This window comes from Petrotoga halophila DSM 16923 (assembly GCF_002924615.1).
This window is the reverse complement of record NZ_JALY01000100.1, coordinates 1-14,422: the sequence shown is the minus strand read 5'-3', so window position 1 is coordinate 14,422 and position 14,422 is coordinate 1. Positions and strand designations below refer to the sequence as shown.

The following is a 14,422-nucleotide window of genomic DNA, read 5'->3' as shown; positions in this document are numbered from 1 at the left end:
CTGTATTATTATTGGTACCTTTTTTGTTTTGGGATCGTATTTTTCTTCCCAGATGCTCGTAATATATCTCAACAGTTGAAAGATTACTTTCCCTTCAATGTAGCTTTTGTGTTCCATCAGAATGTATATGTAGCCATCTTGTCCTTTTATCTTTGTTTTGTACGACATAATTATACCATATGTTTTTAAAGGTGTGTTATTTTATTATCCAACTCCTGTTTAATAAGCTTTAAGGCGCCCCTTCTCCACGCTGCCCGCCCATTTAAGGAATTGTTTTTGCCAATATAATAATTTTGGTAATGTATATGTTTTGTAAGGTTTGTAAGAAGATTTATCTAAGGCATGAATAAAACGCTATCTATTTTTTAGATAGCGTTTAGGCTTACTAAACGAAACAAAGTAAACATTAAAATATAAAATGTTGACAGGTTATTTAGGGTTTTAAAATCTTTAGCTATTTTTGTATCTGACCGTAGCTATCAAATTTTTCCATGATTTTTTTCATTTCTTCAGAAGATAAAATAACGGGTTCACCAATAGTTTTAGTCTGATAATAAATCTGACAAGTAAATTCTATTTCCTCTGCAGTATTAAAAGCCCAATCTATATCCTTTCCTACTGCTAAAAGCCCATGATTTGCTAATAAAACGGCATTATAATTTCCCATAGCTTGATAAGCGTTTTTTGCTAACTCTTTTGTTCCAAAGGTGGCATATTTTGCTAACGGAACCTTACTCCCAGCATAACCAATGAGATAATGAACAGCTGGTAATTCCCAATTCAAGCAAGCAATAGTAGTTGCATAAACCGAATGAGTATGTACAACTGCAGTAACATTTTTCCTCTTTTCATAAAATATTTTGTGCATTTCGTATTCACTAGAAGGTTTTTTGTTGCTATCTAGAATGTTATTATTTAAATCCAGAACTGCCACATCTTCTGGTGAAATATTATGATAGGGAACACCTGAAGGAGTTATAGCCATTAATTGTTGATCACGATTAAAAATACTTATATTGCCACCAGTTCCAGTAGTCAAGCCTGAATCAATAAGTTTCTTACCATATTCTGCTATCATTTTCCTTTCTTCAGCTAGTAACATTTTTGTCTCCTCCTACATTAAGCATCTTCCTGATTTGTTATTTTTTGGACTATTTTAATAAAATCTTCAATGCTATTAAGTTTTTTCCTTCGAATTACCATTGCTTCGCCTATCTTAAGAGCAAAGATTTGGGCTTCAGCCCTTTTCTTTAAATCTTCAATACCATCAAGATCTTCAACGTGAGCTAATCCAATGCATCTTCTCATTGTTTTACAACCGCCCATTCCAATACTGTCCTGTAATAATTGTGTTAAATAAGCATCCTGGTAACCATCCACTGCCTTAATAACTTCATGAGCATGTTTATCCCAAAAACTTCTAAATTTCATTTCGAATTCATTCCAGATATTTTTAATTGTTTCCAGTAAATAATTCCTATAATCATTTTTAAATTCTCTTGATACCTTTTTGCCTGTCCAGGAGGCATAGTTTAAAATTAAATTACCAATCACTGCGCCAATGTCAAACCCACTTGGACCATAGAACGCAAATTCAGCATCAAAAACCTTAATAGCTTCCTGGTTAATAAAAATAGAACCAGTATGTAGGTCCCCATGAATTAAAGATTGAGCTTTGGTCATGAATTTCTCTTTTAAGATTGTAACTTCCTTATGTAACTCAGCCTTTTTCCAAAATTCATTTTCCAGATATGGGCGTAATTCTGGATTAATATTATTAGTCTCTGCATCATAATAAGGATCAGTAAAAACCAAATCCTCAGTTATTTTACATAACTCTGGGTTAATAAATTCTTTTACTTTTTCCTTTTTCTCCTTAGGATCCAGATATAAATCGGAGGTGTAAAAGATAGTTTTACTTAAAAAGGTGGATATTTGATCAGCAAAATGTGGGTACTTTTCCCCTGCTATTAACCCCTTGCGCATTACAGTCATATCACTTAAATCTTCCATTACAATTAAAGCCAGTTCTTCATCAAATTTATATACCTTTGGAACCATTCCATTAGTAAGCTTATCCTGAATATCCATGGCTTTATATTCGAACCTGACCCGTTCTTTTGTTAATGGCCAACTTTCAACAATTCTAACATGATCCAGTGCTTGTTTTATAATTATACTCTGATCTGAGTTCTTGTCACAAATATGAAAAACCAAATTAAGATTACCATCTCCAATTTCTTCACATTCTAAATCAGCATTATCAGAAAATATTCCTTGCACCTGTTTAACGTATTCGATAGCTTCCCGTTTTGTTAATGGTTTATAGTTCCCCATTTAAACAACCTCCCTGATTATATTGGCAGCATTTCTCAAAGCTTCCTGAGGACTAATTATATGTCTAAAAGCCTTAACAATTTCTTTAGTGGTAATACTTATTAATTGTCCTGTAACTGTCAAATGAGGTAGAGGTTTTGACCTTTCAAGCATATTTTGTAGTACTGGATACCATCTGTATTTTTCTTTCTCCTCTTCAAAACTTGAATTGCGCGTAGGATTACCACAATAAGCACCTACTGCTTTGTCTACCTCTTTAGATGTTATAAACTGCAAAAATCTTTCAGCTAAAAACTGATCTTGACATAAATGGTTTATTCCAAAAGACCAAGTTGTATTCCAGGAAGTTTCTAATGAAATAAAACCTATATCCTCTGGATTAATACACTGGTCATTCATAATTTGTCCAAGCTGACCACTCCAGGAAACACCCAATTTGCATTTATCTTTTTGAATTGCGTTTAATACTTCTTCATTACCAAATTCATCTACATTCTTCGGAGAATATTGTTTCATATAAATATACTTTTGGAGAGCAGAATACCCTTTTTGATTATCAAAAAGGGGGTTACCATCATTATCAAAGGCATCTATTCCTTCATTACGTAAGTATGGTAACAAATCTAAAAATATTTCTGAGGGATGAGCTTTTAAAACAAAAGTGTTTTTCTGATTATCAGTATTGTTCTCAACAATCTTGATTAACTCATCAATTGTTATTCTCTCAGCCAGGTTTTCCTTAATCTCTGATTTTCTGTAAAATAAGAGATGGCCATCACAAAAAGATGGAAGCAAATACTTTTTTTTATTGTACTCTATTTCCTCGCGAATAGAAGGTATGATATCCTCATAATCATAATCTAATCCAAAATTCCTACTTAACTCTAGTAGATTACCTTTCTCTACAAGTTCACTAACCCATAAATGTCCAGCAACCATAACTATGTCATACTTATACTCACGAAAAGAATTAATTAAGGTAGGATAGTAATCTACCCATTTTACTATATCAAAATAAATCTTAACACCCGTCTCTTTAGTAAACTCCTTTAGAAAGTTGTATTTATCATCCACATAGACATAGACAGCCGGATCACCAACAGCTAATACTTTTAGTTGTTTCTCCATTAATTTTCTTACACTCCCCGTTGTTTCTCTTTTTTATTGTATTATTCAAATAACTTTTTCAAACTTTCTTTATATGGTTGCATAACAATACCCTTTTCAGTAATGATTGCTGTAATATATTTAGCATCAGTAACATCAAAAGCAGGATTGTAAGCTTTTACCCCTTTAAGGGCAGTTCGTCTACCAAATCCGTTAACAACTTCTTCTTCATCACGGAGTTCAATTTTAATATCCTCACCTGTAGAAGCATCTAAGTCAATCGTAGAAGTAGGTCCAAGAATGTACATTGGTATACCATATTCTTTAGCCAATACGGCTAGTCCAGAAGTTCCTATTTTATTGGCTGTGTCTCCATTAGCTGCTACTCGATCACAACCAACAAGTACTGCGTCAATCTTACCTTCTTTCATAACCAAAGAAGCCATATCATCACAGATTAAAGTTACATCTATTCCAGCTTTGTATAATTCATATGTAGTAAGTCTGGCCCCTTGTAATAAGGGTCTTGTTTCATCAGCATATACTTTAAAATTATAACCCTTTTCATGGCCTAAATATATTGGAGCTAAAGCAGTTCCATAACCTGATGAAGCCAAACCCCCAGCATTACAGTGCGTTAAAAGCCCCATACCTGGTTTCAATAACGACAAGCCGTGTTTACCAATGGCTTTGCTCATTTCCTGATCTTCTGCAAATATTTTTTCACTTTCATCAAGCAATGCTTGTTTAATTTTATCAACAGTCTTATCTTCTTCTTGTTCAAACCTTCGGGTCATTCTTTTTAAGGCCCAAAACAAGTTCACAGCGGTAGGTCTTGAGGTCGCAAAATAATCCCTGACTTCTTCAAATTCTTTTTTAAATTGAGCTACATTTGCAGCTTTGGACTTTAAAGTAGAGACGTAAAGGCCAAAGGCAGCAGCAATACCAATGGCGGGAGCCCCTCTGACTCTTAGCTTCTTAATTGCTTCCCAAATTTCTTCAGGATTATCTAATTCTAAAAATTTTTCCTCATTGGGCAACAAAGTTTGATCAATGATAACTAATTTGTTTTTTAGTTCGTTAAGTTTAACAGGAACAACGGTCATAACTATTATTCTAACCTCCTCAATTATTATGATTTTACAATCTTTAGCAACTTTGAAACCTTCTTTAAACCACACTTCTAGAATCTAAAAAATTTTAAAATACCTACATCATTCTAAGTTACATAGAATCTTTTTTATAGCCCCTTCACCCAGCAGCCAGTTTGTATTGGTTGCGGAGGGCTCCGCCCGGTTATAATTTTACTTCTTTTGCCTATAATAAGTAAGAGTCAAGGCAAGAATTAAAACAATACCTTTTACAATATCCTGAGAATAATAAGGGAAATCCATCATAATTAGCCCATTTAAAAGAGTTCCCATTAATAATGCTCCCAATAATGTTCCAAAAGCATTAGGTTTTCCGGCACCAAATACTGAAAACCCAATGTAGGCAGCAGCTACTGCGTCCATTAAATACGGACTTCCTGCGTCAACCTCTCCAGATCCTAATCTAGCACCTAATACAAGTCCACCTAAAGCTGCAATTAAACCAGACAACATATAGGCGATTAATTTATATTTGTTAGTATTAATCCCCGATAATCTGGCAGCCTCTTCATTTCCACCTATCATATATAAGAATCTGCCATATTTAGTTAGATTCAAGAATATATGTACCAGGATAACCACAGAAAGCATAATAATAACAGGAACTGGAATGTGAAATAATTCCCCTCGGCCGATAAACAAGTAAGCTTCGCTCATAATTCCTGGCGCTATACCAGCGTTATTAGGTAAAGGCATATAATTATAGATTGCTGATCCACTTTGAAAGGTTATGGATATTCCTGTTAAAAGAAACATCATGGAAAGGGTTGTAAGCAAATCTGGGATTTTCATTTTTATTATCAAAAAGGCATTAATTGCACCTATTAATGCACCGACAATCAAGGGAACAATAATAGCTGGCACAGGACCCATTCCCCAAATTACCATAATTTTTGCTGCTATAACAGAAGCGAAACCAGCAATAGCTCCTACAGATAAATCAAATCCATTGATGGTAAGAGATATAGTAACAGCTAATGCGATTAAAGCAACAATAGATATAGATCTTAAAATGTTTGTTACGTTAGTAAAGTTCAGGAAATTATCAAGAGTAATTGAAAAAAAAAGTATTGTTGCTACTATAACAATAATTGTTCCATATTTGTATAAAAATAAAAATAAGTCAAATTTTTTTTCTTTTGTATTATTCATCTAGTCCACCTCCAGCAGCGTAGTAAAGTAATTCTTCTTCTGTAGTATCTTTTGTTACTAATTCTTTTACTACTGTACCGTTATACATTACATAAATTCTATCAGTTAATCCTAATATCTCACCAAATTCGCAAGATGCATAAATAACACCTTTACCATCTTGAACAAGGTCCCCAATTAACTCATAAATTTCTACCTTAGATCCTACGTCAACACCTTTAGTAAGTTCATCAAAGATAAATACTTCAGCATCAGATAAAAACCACTTACCAGTAGCAACCTTTTGTTGGTTACCCCCACTTAAATTGGCTACCAATTGTTTTTCACTAGGTGTTTTGATTCCAACCTGTTTGATAATTTCTCTTGAAACTTGCTTAATTTTGTTTTTTTGCATAAAAATGCCTCGACAATATTTCTCCAGAGTTGGCAAGGTAATATTGGTTTCTATAGACTCATATACTAAAACTCCTTCTTTCCTTCTTTCTTCAGGAACTAATACTAAACCCTCTCTAACGGCTTCAGCAGGAGCTTTCGGGTTTATTCTTTTACCCTTTAATCTTATTTCACCTTCTTTTATTTTCCCTTCACCAAATATTAGTTTGCATAACTCTGTTTTTCCAGCTCCTACTAGGCCTGCCAGACCAATTATTTCTCCCTCTCTTACAGTTAAACTTACGTTGTTAATTCCACCAGTACCTGATAAATTCTTAACTTCCAATAGTGTGTCACCAATTTTAGTTTCTGTTTTTGGGTAATTATTTTCTAATTTCTTACCTAACATTTTTTCAACAGCTTTATCAATAGTCATATCATCTATATCGAATGTTCCCACAATCTTCCCATCCCTTAGCACTGTAATTTTTTCGGCCATTTGAAACACTTCGTTTAATCTATGAGATATAAAAATAACACTCATACCATCATTTTTTAACTTTCTTAGGATATCAAATAATTTATTTGTTTCCTCAACACTTAAAGGGGCAGTCGGCTCATCTAAAATTAGATACCTAGCTTCATGGAAAATAGCTCGCGCAATTAAAACCATTTGTTTTTCAGAAAGAGATAGTTCATTAATTTTTTGGTTCACATTTATATCTAAACCAAGTTCAGAAATGACTCTCTTTGCACGTTTTTTAATATCATTCCAGTTAATTAAAACGCCATTTTTCCCCTCAATAATGTAATCCATCATGATATTTTCAGCAACAGTTAAATGTGGGATTAGAGCTGTATCTACTTCCTGATATACAATAACAATTCCGTTGCGTTTTGCATCAATAGGATTCTTAATTTCTACCTTATTATTATTAATCAGTATTTCGCCTCCATAATCCTCGTAAGTACCTGCTAATATTTTCATTAACGTACTTTTACCAGCACCATTGGCCCCTATCAGTGCGTGTACTTCACCTGATTCTACATTAAAATCCACATTTTCCAGTGCTTTTACACCAGGGAAAGACTTTGTTATATTTTTCATTGCCAGCATCATTAATCACCCCCTTATGTTAAATAAACTTTTAGTATTATTATATTAATAATAATTAAAGTTTGTTGGTTTAAACCAACAAACTTTAATTTTGCCTTACTTAAAAACTCTTTTCTAAAGCTATCATCCAGTCTTCCAGAAAAGCTTCAGTATAGCCCCAATTATCGTAATAATCAGCTAAATCTGCCATTGTCACCCGTTTTTCTTCTTTTGGTGGTAAATCATTAACATGAATCAGTACAGGTTCTAAGGAGTAATACCTAGGAATCTTTTCACCTGCTATTGCTTTTAAAGCCAAGCGAATTTGGACTTGACCAACAACTGTGGGGTCAACGGCAGCAGATGATCTCCAAATTTCAGGGTGTTCCTGCATCATGGCTAAATCCTGATCAGAAATATCAACAGAATATAATGGAATCTTTTTTCCCGAGGCAAGTATTGCGTTATAAAATCCTTTAGCATATTCATCCCAAACTGCATAGACAGCATCAATGTCATTTCTTGTTGTTAAAATTGTTTCAAGAGCCGCCTGTGCTTTAGGCATTGGATTATTTGTACCTTGATCAATTGTCGCGACAACCTTTATACCTGGATATGTGGGTAAAATGGCTCCCTGCCAGATTCTATGTCTTTTTTCTGTTGGAGGTACATTAGCAACTCTATTATAAACAACATTTCCACTACCATCTAATTCTTGAACCAAAGACATCTGTGAAAGCAAACCCATCATTAAGTCATACTGATCAATAGAAACCAATTTTCCTTGGTGAATTTCATAAGGAATATCAAAGTCATTATCAAAAACAATCACAGGTATACCAGCTTTTAAAGCCCTTACAACTGCATCATGCAAAGCAGGCGCTTTACCATGTGAAATTAAAATTGCATCCATCTTATTTACTACAGCATTGTCTATGCCTTCTGCCATTTTTGCAAGATTATTGTTAGCATCAATCACACTAAGGTCTATACCATATCTTTCAGCTTCTGCTCTAGTTCCATTGATATGCATAATCATATGTGTTCCTGTTCCCCACTCTTTTACTAAGGCCATTCTTAACTTTTTCCCTTCAATTGCTTCAGGAATCTTTACATCTTCTGCTATAACGACAGTCGCTAAAAACACCAATACAACTGATAAAAAAACCCCAAGCCATCTTTTCATCTTTCTCTCTCCTTTTCATCATTTTATGACAATGTTTGATCATTTATTGTCATATATTATCATATATTATCATATATTTTTATTTTTGTCAACGTTTTTCCCATAATTAGATCTATTTTTTTCATAAAAAATTATAAATAATCATGCCAGATAAAAAAGTGAAATTTGACTATTATTGTAGCATATTCTGACATGTTATAAATTGAACAAAGTTTACTAAAAAATATTTGGCTATAAAATTAATTTAAAAGCCACATTTCTTAAGACCTAATATTAGAATTGAACAATGTTCAATCCGTAAAATAAAACCCGCTAAATAGCGGGCTTATAGTTCTAATGTTAATCAATCAAAATAACTTCTTTGGCATATGATGCTTTCACATGTGCTTTTTTAGTAGTGATTAACTTTTGCTCCTCATTTATTTGAGCAAATGTATATCTTGAGTTTTTACCAAGTTTCGTAGAATCTCCAATAAAATACACTTCTTCTGATCTCTCAATTACCAGTCTATTTATCTCAGCTACTTCGATATTTGAAGTTGATACACCACGGTCAAAGGTAATACCTGAGGCACCGATAAAGCACTTATCAAAATTCATGTTTGCAACTTGATTCATTGCAGTAGGTCCTACAAGAACTGCAATGTCTGTCAACAAATTACCCCCTAATAATATAGAATTTATTTTATATTTTATAAACTCAGTGATATGAAAAGCTCCGTTTGTAACAACTGTTACATTTTTACCTTTTAAATGTTTGATGATGTGATTTTCAGTCGTACCTGGACCTATAAAAATAAACTGTCCATCACCAACTAAGGTAGCTACATATCTACCTATAATTTCTTTTTCCTCTTTATTAAGATTTATCTTTTCTTCTAATGATTTCTCTGCAATATTAATAACTAATTTGACTGCCCCACCAGATAAGATTTCAACCTGCCCCTCTGTAGCTAAAGTCTTTACATCTCTACGAACAGTAGCTATTGACACATTGGTTTTATTCTTAATCTCATCCAGATACACAATTTCTTTCGAATGTAATAATTCTAAAATGATTTTTCTTCTAGTATAAGGAATCATTTGCATCACCACATTTCATAATTAATCATTATTTATTAAATTTTATCCATATTATTGGTAACTCTACAAATTTGCTTTCTCTGTTGGGTACAGAATATTTAAGGAATGATTATCATCTTCTTCCGTATATCAAAACTTTGTCTGTCTTTTTACTTAAGTTCTTTTATCTCTCTGTCTACAATTTCACCTAATTTACAAATTTTATTCTTTATATTCAGTGATTTAATTTGTCTTAACTTTTATATCAGCTCTTTTTTGATATGAAATGTAATTAGCCAAATCTACTATCTTTGAACTTAACCTTTATAAATCTTTTTGCGACTTTCTATCCCGAAAAGTTATCTAAAAGATAGGTGTCGAATTTACTTACTTTTTCTTTGTAGTAGGTTTTTTATATCTAACCTTTTCAGACTAAGTATCTAATATTTTTTCTGCATCCTTTGTATGAACTATCCAATGTTTCTCTTTTTATTTTTAATTGTTTCACAACTTTATTCTAGTAGGTGTTTTATAAAATTTTGTCATAATTATTATGTCAACTAATTTGATTAACTAACTAATATCAATTTCCTTTGATTCGATAGCCAGTGCTTATATTCTCGATGCTTAGAAACGTTCCTTTTTTATGATCTTTTTACAGCACTCAAATAGCCAATTTCCTGTCAACCAATAAGAAACTTTGCCCTTTTAAACCTCTTGTGTACCAGCTTAATGCAAAAGCTAAATCCAATTGGCGTGGTTCTCAGTTTTTGGCTTTACAAAGACTTACACGCCATAGGTTCCATTTAGTTCATACACTCGTCTCTGAAAAGAATTGGATGCTTTCCAACATTTATCTGAAATTCAGTGAATTGGCTGTGAATAATAGGGATAAGCCCTTTTCCGATATATATGGTGCTACATCTTGCCCCGCTTTGACTGAGTTCTACTCTTAACTTCCTTTTAATCTCATGATAGTTTGGCTAAATTCACAGGACTGACTTGGAGAAAACGTCAATCAGGAAATTATTTCATTTTTTATCTTTCGAATTTATTACGCATTTTTTTGAAAGTATAGGGAATGTCAGTTACGCTAATTTTTTTACAATTTTTTGATTTTTACTAATTGGCATATCGTTAATTGGCTTTTGATAATTTTATTATCATTCATATATTATCATATATTATCATACATTATCAAAAATTTTTATTATTCTTAACATTTTCCTTTTGGCTATGGCTAACCGAATACTGGTTCTTTCCATCAACGGTTGACTTGATTAGCCTCTGGTGATATAATTGATGAAAATCACTTAAAAGAGGATGAGGGGAATGGAAGAAATAGTTAAGTTGTTGGATGAGAACTTAGAATACGTTAAACATGAAGTAACAGGAGATAGAATAACAATTTGGGTGAAATCAGCTAAAAAAGAAGTAATCTGTCCATATTGTGGGAAACCATCCAAAAAAGTACATTCAAGGTATGAAAGAAGCTTTCAAGATTTACCGATACAAGGTAAAAAAACAACGATAGTTGTAATAAGAAGAAAGATGTTCTGTGAAAACAAAGAGTGTAAGAAAAAGACGTTTGCTGAACCTCTTGACTTTGTGGAACCAAAATTCAAAAGAACGAAAAGGCTGGAAAAGGAAATAACGAATATAAGCATGAATATGAGTTCTGTACAAGCAGCTAAGTTGATAAGTAAAGATATAGCGGATATAGGAAAAAGTTCGATATGCAACTTATTAAAAAAAAATAATCCACATGATAGACAAAAGGAAAGTAAAAAAGGTAAGTATCGATGATTTTGCAATAAAAAGAGGGCAAAGATATGGAAGTATCATGATCGATTTGGAAACTCACAAAGTGGTGGATATGTTGAACTCAAGGGAACCAGAAAAGGTAGAAAAATGGCTAAAGGGATACGAGAATATCCAAATGGTATCAAGAGACGGTTCGATATCATATAAAAAGGCGATAGAGAAAGCCCATCCAGATGCCATTCAGATATCGGATGGGTTCCATTTAATAAAAAATCTAACGGATTCTTGCAAAGAGTACATCTATCAAAAGTTCAGTACCTCTTTAGTTGTTGGAGAAACAAAAGATCAGGACTTTGAACAGATGGTTGATGATAACAAAAACGTGGTTCATTCTGAAAAAGAAAAGGCAAAACTTAAGTTAGTCAAAGAAGTTAGGGAATTATACAGCAAAGGTTACTCAAAAAGGAAAATATCAAAATTACTGAACATACATAGAAATACTGTGGATAAATATTTAGATAATGATTTTTCTCCCACAAACATGAACAAAGGAAAAAGGCTCCCAGGTATGCTGGATCCATATAAAGAGGAAATGCAAGTATTGAAAAGAAGCGGAAAATCAAACAAAGAGATATTTGAAATAATAAGAGGTGAAGGTTATACAGGTAGTTATTCGAACATTGGAATATATTTGGCAAAAAGAAATTTAAAAATTGAAGATCCAAAAGAAATAAGGGTAAAAAGAAAAGATTTAATAAAATTACTGTACAAACCCGTTGAAGAAGTAGAAGCTCTTTCAAAAGAATTGTATGAAAAGATCATTCAAAGATACCCCGTTATTGAAAGTATAATAAACTTAGTAAATGAATTCAAACAGATGTTGAAATCAAAGAACGTTGAAAAACTTGAAGAATGGATAGAAAAAGCTAATAATCTAAAGATCAGAAAGATAGATAAATTTGTAAATGGGTTAAAAAGAGATATGCAAGCGGTTAGAAATGCCATCATATATGAATACAACAATGGACTAGCAGAAGGTTCTGTGAATAAACTGAAAGTTGTTAAAAGGATAATGTATGGAAGAAACAAATTTGAGATGTTGAGACAAAAAGTTCTTTTTCTAGAAAATAATGGATAGGATTCAACAATCAGCGGAAAGAACCTGAATACTGTATCATCCTGCTAACCTAATTATGTACCATATGCAAAGAAGAAGTTCTTTTCTTTCTCTTTTCATATGAAAAGAGAAAAATCGAATATTTATCAATTTTGCTGAATTTCTCGCCTTTGGTTCCTGTAACGGTAGCTTTCTCCATTGAATAGTATTATCTTACTGTTGTGGATTAACCTGTCGATAATCGCTGCTGTCATCCTTTCATCGTGAAATATTTTAGCCCATTCTGCAAATTCAAGGTTGCTGTTTACCAAGATAGATCCTTTTTCATACCTTTCAGAGAATATTTGGAACATGAGTTGTGTAACTTGGTCGGATAACTGCACGTATCCTAGTTCATCAATTATTAGTAAGTCTACTTTGATCAGCTTTTTTTGGAATTTCGTTAGTTGTCGTTCTTCCTGCATTTCAACTAAGAGGTTCCCTTTGAATTATGTTCTAGCAAATGTTTGATATGTTTTCTAAAATCACTATTTACTGGTTTATCTCTATTAACGTTCATATGATACTTCTGTTCTGGGTTCTTGATAGCTCTTTTAACCGTCGCTCTGTGTATCCCCATTTCTTTTGCTATCACTCTTTGACTTTTGTGTTTGTTAAAATACAAAAATCTTATATAATTGTATTGTACCTTAGCCTCACCTTTTCCTGTACAATGTTTTTGACCAAATTCATTATACAGGATTTGTCTGAGAGGGAGGTATAGTTTTCGTTTAGTAAGTGCACCAGCTGTTGGACCAATTGTCGAAATGCTCTCTAAAACACTTAAAAGTATCGAAAATGCTACAAAAGGTAGGAGTGATAAAAATAAACGATAAGAAAAAGGAAGAATTTAAGCTATTAGAAGATTTTTTCAGCGATTATTATAAAAGTTTTCATGAACATCTTTTTCCTGAAAATTATCAATTAGACTGTAGTGAATCTCCTGATTTTATAATTAAGTTTGATAATCAAAAAATTGGGATAGAGATAACGGAAGCTATTAAGGAAGAAATGATGAAAAGTCTAGATTCAAAAATTGAGATTTATAAGATTGTACGAAAATATATGGAGGAAGAAAATATTAAAAGTGTAATATGGTTTTCTTTCTCTAATAAATTGGATTCTGATATAAACAAAATAAACAAAAACAAATTTATTAAAGCTTTTATTGAAGAATTCAAAAAATATATAATGGCAAGAAGAAATAAGGAATATTCTTCGTTTGAAGAATTCTGTGAATCAAATAAAAGTTCTTTAATATGCAAATATTTAGAAGTTGAACCAATACAAGAGGATTATAAGAAACCATTAGTAATTCCAACAAGCATCAATTGTATAGGATTTAATTATGAAGAGAAATTAAGACTCGCAATAAATAAAAAGATTGAAAAAATCCCCCTTTACAGAGAGAAAGTTGATAAAATATATTTATTAATAAAAATCTCATCTTTTCCACCCAACTTAGTATTTTTTGTAGATGTTGATATCCAATATATTAAAGAAATACTTAATTCATATACTAAAGGAGAAAATAATTTCGATAAAATATTTTTATATTATCATAGCGACATAGAGCCACAAATAATAATATCTGATTAATAATTAAGTCAGTTGCGTTTAATAAGCGAAAAGTGTACCCGATTATGCAAAGTGGGTCCGCCCACCCATGAGGGAAAAAAGCCTTTTACCCTTTCCCTCCGCAACTCACCTATGAGGAAATGGGAAAGGGTGTTGCCCTGTTACCTATCCAAAAATATCAGATAGTGTTTCACCTACTACCATTACTTCAATATTTCTTTTAGCTCTTCTATGGTTATTTCAAATATGTTGTCAATTATTTGGTTTATTCTTCTTTCTTCAGCTTCTTTTATCTTTTCTTTCATCTCTTGTGTAAATTCTTTTCCAAATCGTTTATTTAATAACTTTATAGCTACTTCCCTTCTTTCTTCAAGTTTCCCTTCTCTTTCTCCTTCTAATTTACCTTCGTTTCTCAACTTTTCAGCTATCGTCATAACTATCTCACCCCTTCCAGGCATTAT

General features: G+C 32.4%; 15 protein-coding genes and 1 pseudogene. 4 read left to right on the top strand and 12 right to left on the bottom strand.

Features of this window, described 5'->3' with window-relative positions; translation table 11 throughout:
- The 9 genes from AA81_RS04445 to AA81_RS04405 all read right to left on the bottom strand — a co-directional run.
- On the bottom strand, window positions 1-168 hold a 168-nt coding region (locus tag AA81_RS04445), incomplete at its 3' end, for an Rpn family recombination-promoting nuclease/putative transposase (protein ID WP_146050344.1).
- Between the two features lie 286 nt (window positions 169-454).
- Window positions 455-1,102 (bottom strand): L-fuculose-phosphate aldolase, encoded by a 648-nt coding sequence (locus AA81_RS04440; RefSeq protein ID WP_012208477.1) that lies wholly within the window; start codon window positions 1,100-1,102, stop codon window positions 455-457.
- Between the two features lie 17 nt (window positions 1,103-1,119).
- Window positions 1,120-2,337 (bottom strand): S-methyl-5-thioribose kinase, encoded by a 1,218-nt coding sequence (gene mtnK / locus AA81_RS04435; RefSeq protein WP_103898322.1) that lies wholly within the window; start codon window positions 2,335-2,337, stop codon window positions 1,120-1,122.
- Window positions 2,338-3,465, bottom strand: a complete 1,128-nt coding sequence (locus AA81_RS04430) for an extracellular solute-binding protein (RefSeq protein ID WP_012208475.1) — start codon at window positions 3,463-3,465, stop codon at window positions 2,338-2,340.
- A 41-nt stretch (window positions 3,466-3,506) separates the two neighbouring features.
- Complete coding sequence (gene mtnA / locus AA81_RS04425; protein WP_041534034.1) at window positions 3,507-4,550, bottom strand: S-methyl-5-thioribose-1-phosphate isomerase; 1,044 nt, start codon at window positions 4,548-4,550, stop codon at window positions 3,507-3,509.
- A gap of 198 nt (window positions 4,551-4,748) precedes the next feature.
- Window positions 4,749-5,747, bottom strand: a complete 999-nt coding sequence (locus AA81_RS04420) for an ABC transporter permease (RefSeq protein ID WP_012208473.1) — start codon at window positions 5,745-5,747, stop codon at window positions 4,749-4,751.
- A complete protein-coding gene (locus AA81_RS04415; protein ID WP_012208472.1) occupies window positions 5,740-7,236 on the bottom strand; it encodes a sugar ABC transporter ATP-binding protein in 1,497 nt (498 codons plus the stop codon). Before AA81_RS04415 ends, AA81_RS04420 begins: the two co-directional genes overlap by 8 nt.
- Window positions 7,237-7,336: 100 nt before the next feature.
- On the bottom strand, window positions 7,337-8,401 hold the full coding sequence (locus AA81_RS04410; protein ID WP_103898321.1) for a sugar ABC transporter substrate-binding protein: 1,065 nt from the start codon (window positions 8,399-8,401) through the stop codon (window positions 7,337-7,339).
- A 339-nt stretch (window positions 8,402-8,740) separates the two neighbouring features.
- Window positions 8,741-9,484 carry a DeoR/GlpR family DNA-binding transcription regulator gene (locus AA81_RS04405; RefSeq protein WP_012208470.1) on the bottom strand — a complete coding sequence of 248 codons (744 nt, stop codon included), beginning with the start codon at window positions 9,482-9,484 and terminating at the stop codon, window positions 8,741-8,743.
- Between the two features lie 749 nt (window positions 9,485-10,233).
- Between AA81_RS04405 and AA81_RS14020 the strand changes: the two genes are divergently transcribed.
- The 3 genes from AA81_RS14020 (at window position 10,234) to AA81_RS04395 (ending at window position 12,365) form a co-directional block, all read left to right on the top strand.
- Entirely contained in the window at window positions 10,234-10,419 is a 186-nt protein-coding gene (locus AA81_RS14020; RefSeq protein WP_146050343.1) for an IS110 family transposase, read from the top strand.
- Between the two features lie 376 nt (window positions 10,420-10,795).
- On the top strand, window positions 10,796-11,269 hold the full coding sequence (locus AA81_RS04400; RefSeq protein WP_012208469.1) for an ISL3 family transposase: 474 nt from the start codon (window positions 10,796-10,798) through the stop codon (window positions 11,267-11,269).
- Window positions 11,229-12,365, top strand: coding sequence for an ISL3 family transposase (locus tag AA81_RS04395; protein ID WP_012208468.1), 1,137 nt, complete (start codon window positions 11,229-11,231; stop codon window positions 12,363-12,365). The genes AA81_RS04400 and AA81_RS04395 overlap by 41 nt, the downstream gene beginning before the upstream one ends.
- A gap of 125 nt (window positions 12,366-12,490) precedes the next feature.
- Here the strand turns inward: AA81_RS04395 and AA81_RS04390 are convergent, their stop codons facing one another.
- Window positions 12,491-12,808: an ATP-binding protein gene (locus tag AA81_RS04390; RefSeq protein ID WP_231282476.1), complete on the bottom strand. Its 318-nt coding sequence runs from the start codon at window positions 12,806-12,808 to the stop codon at window positions 12,491-12,493.
- 5 nt (window positions 12,809-12,813) lie between these two features.
- On the bottom strand, window positions 12,814-12,978 hold the full coding sequence (locus tag AA81_RS14160; protein ID WP_169999612.1) for a hypothetical protein: 165 nt from the start codon (window positions 12,976-12,978) through the stop codon (window positions 12,814-12,816).
- Window positions 12,979-13,199: 221 nt separating this feature from the next.
- On the opposite strand from AA81_RS14160, the gene AA81_RS04380 reads away from it, so the two are divergent.
- Window positions 13,200-13,982: a hypothetical protein gene (locus AA81_RS04380; protein WP_146050342.1), complete on the top strand. Its 783-nt coding sequence runs from the start codon at window positions 13,200-13,202 to the stop codon at window positions 13,980-13,982.
- 182 nt (window positions 13,983-14,164) lie between these two features.
- Here the strand turns inward: AA81_RS04380 and AA81_RS04375 are convergent.
- Window positions 14,165-14,422: pseudogene (locus AA81_RS04375) on the bottom strand (Rpn family recombination-promoting nuclease/putative transposase); the annotation flags it as partial.

Bases quoted from the DNA above. Each gene is read 5' to 3' on its own strand.
- AA81_RS04420 (WP_012208473.1), bottom strand. From the start codon at position 5,747: ATGAATAATACAAAAGAAAAAAAATTTGACTTATTTTTATTTTTATAC.
- AA81_RS04400 (WP_012208469.1), top strand. From the start codon at position 10,796: ATGGAAGAAATAGTTAAGTTGTTGGATGAGAACTTAGAATACGTTAAA.
- AA81_RS04395 (WP_012208468.1), top strand. From the start codon at position 11,229: ATGATAGACAAAAGGAAAGTAAAAAAGGTAAGTATCGATGATTTTGCA.
- AA81_RS04410 (WP_103898321.1), bottom strand. From the start codon at position 8,401: ATGAAAAGATGGCTTGGGGTTTTTTTATCAGTTGTATTGGTGTTTTTA.
- AA81_RS04440 (WP_012208477.1), bottom strand. From the start codon at position 1,102: ATGTTACTAGCTGAAGAAAGGAAAATGATAGCAGAATATGGTAAGAAA.
- mtnA (WP_041534034.1), bottom strand. From the start codon at position 4,550: ATGACCGTTGTTCCTGTTAAACTTAACGAACTAAAAAACAAATTAGTT.
- AA81_RS04415 (WP_012208472.1), bottom strand. From the start codon at position 7,236: ATGCTGGCAATGAAAAATATAACAAAGTCTTTCCCTGGTGTAAAAGCA.
- AA81_RS04430 (WP_012208475.1), bottom strand. From the start codon at position 3,465: ATGGAGAAACAACTAAAAGTATTAGCTGTTGGTGATCCGGCTGTCTAT.
- mtnK (WP_103898322.1), bottom strand. From the start codon at position 2,337: ATGGGGAACTATAAACCATTAACAAAACGGGAAGCTATCGAATACGTT.
- AA81_RS04390 (WP_231282476.1), bottom strand. From the start codon at position 12,808: ATGCAGGAAGAACGACAACTAACGAAATTCCAAAAAAAGCTGATCAAA.
- AA81_RS04405 (WP_012208470.1), bottom strand. From the start codon at position 9,484: ATGATTCCTTATACTAGAAGAAAAATCATTTTAGAATTATTACATTCG.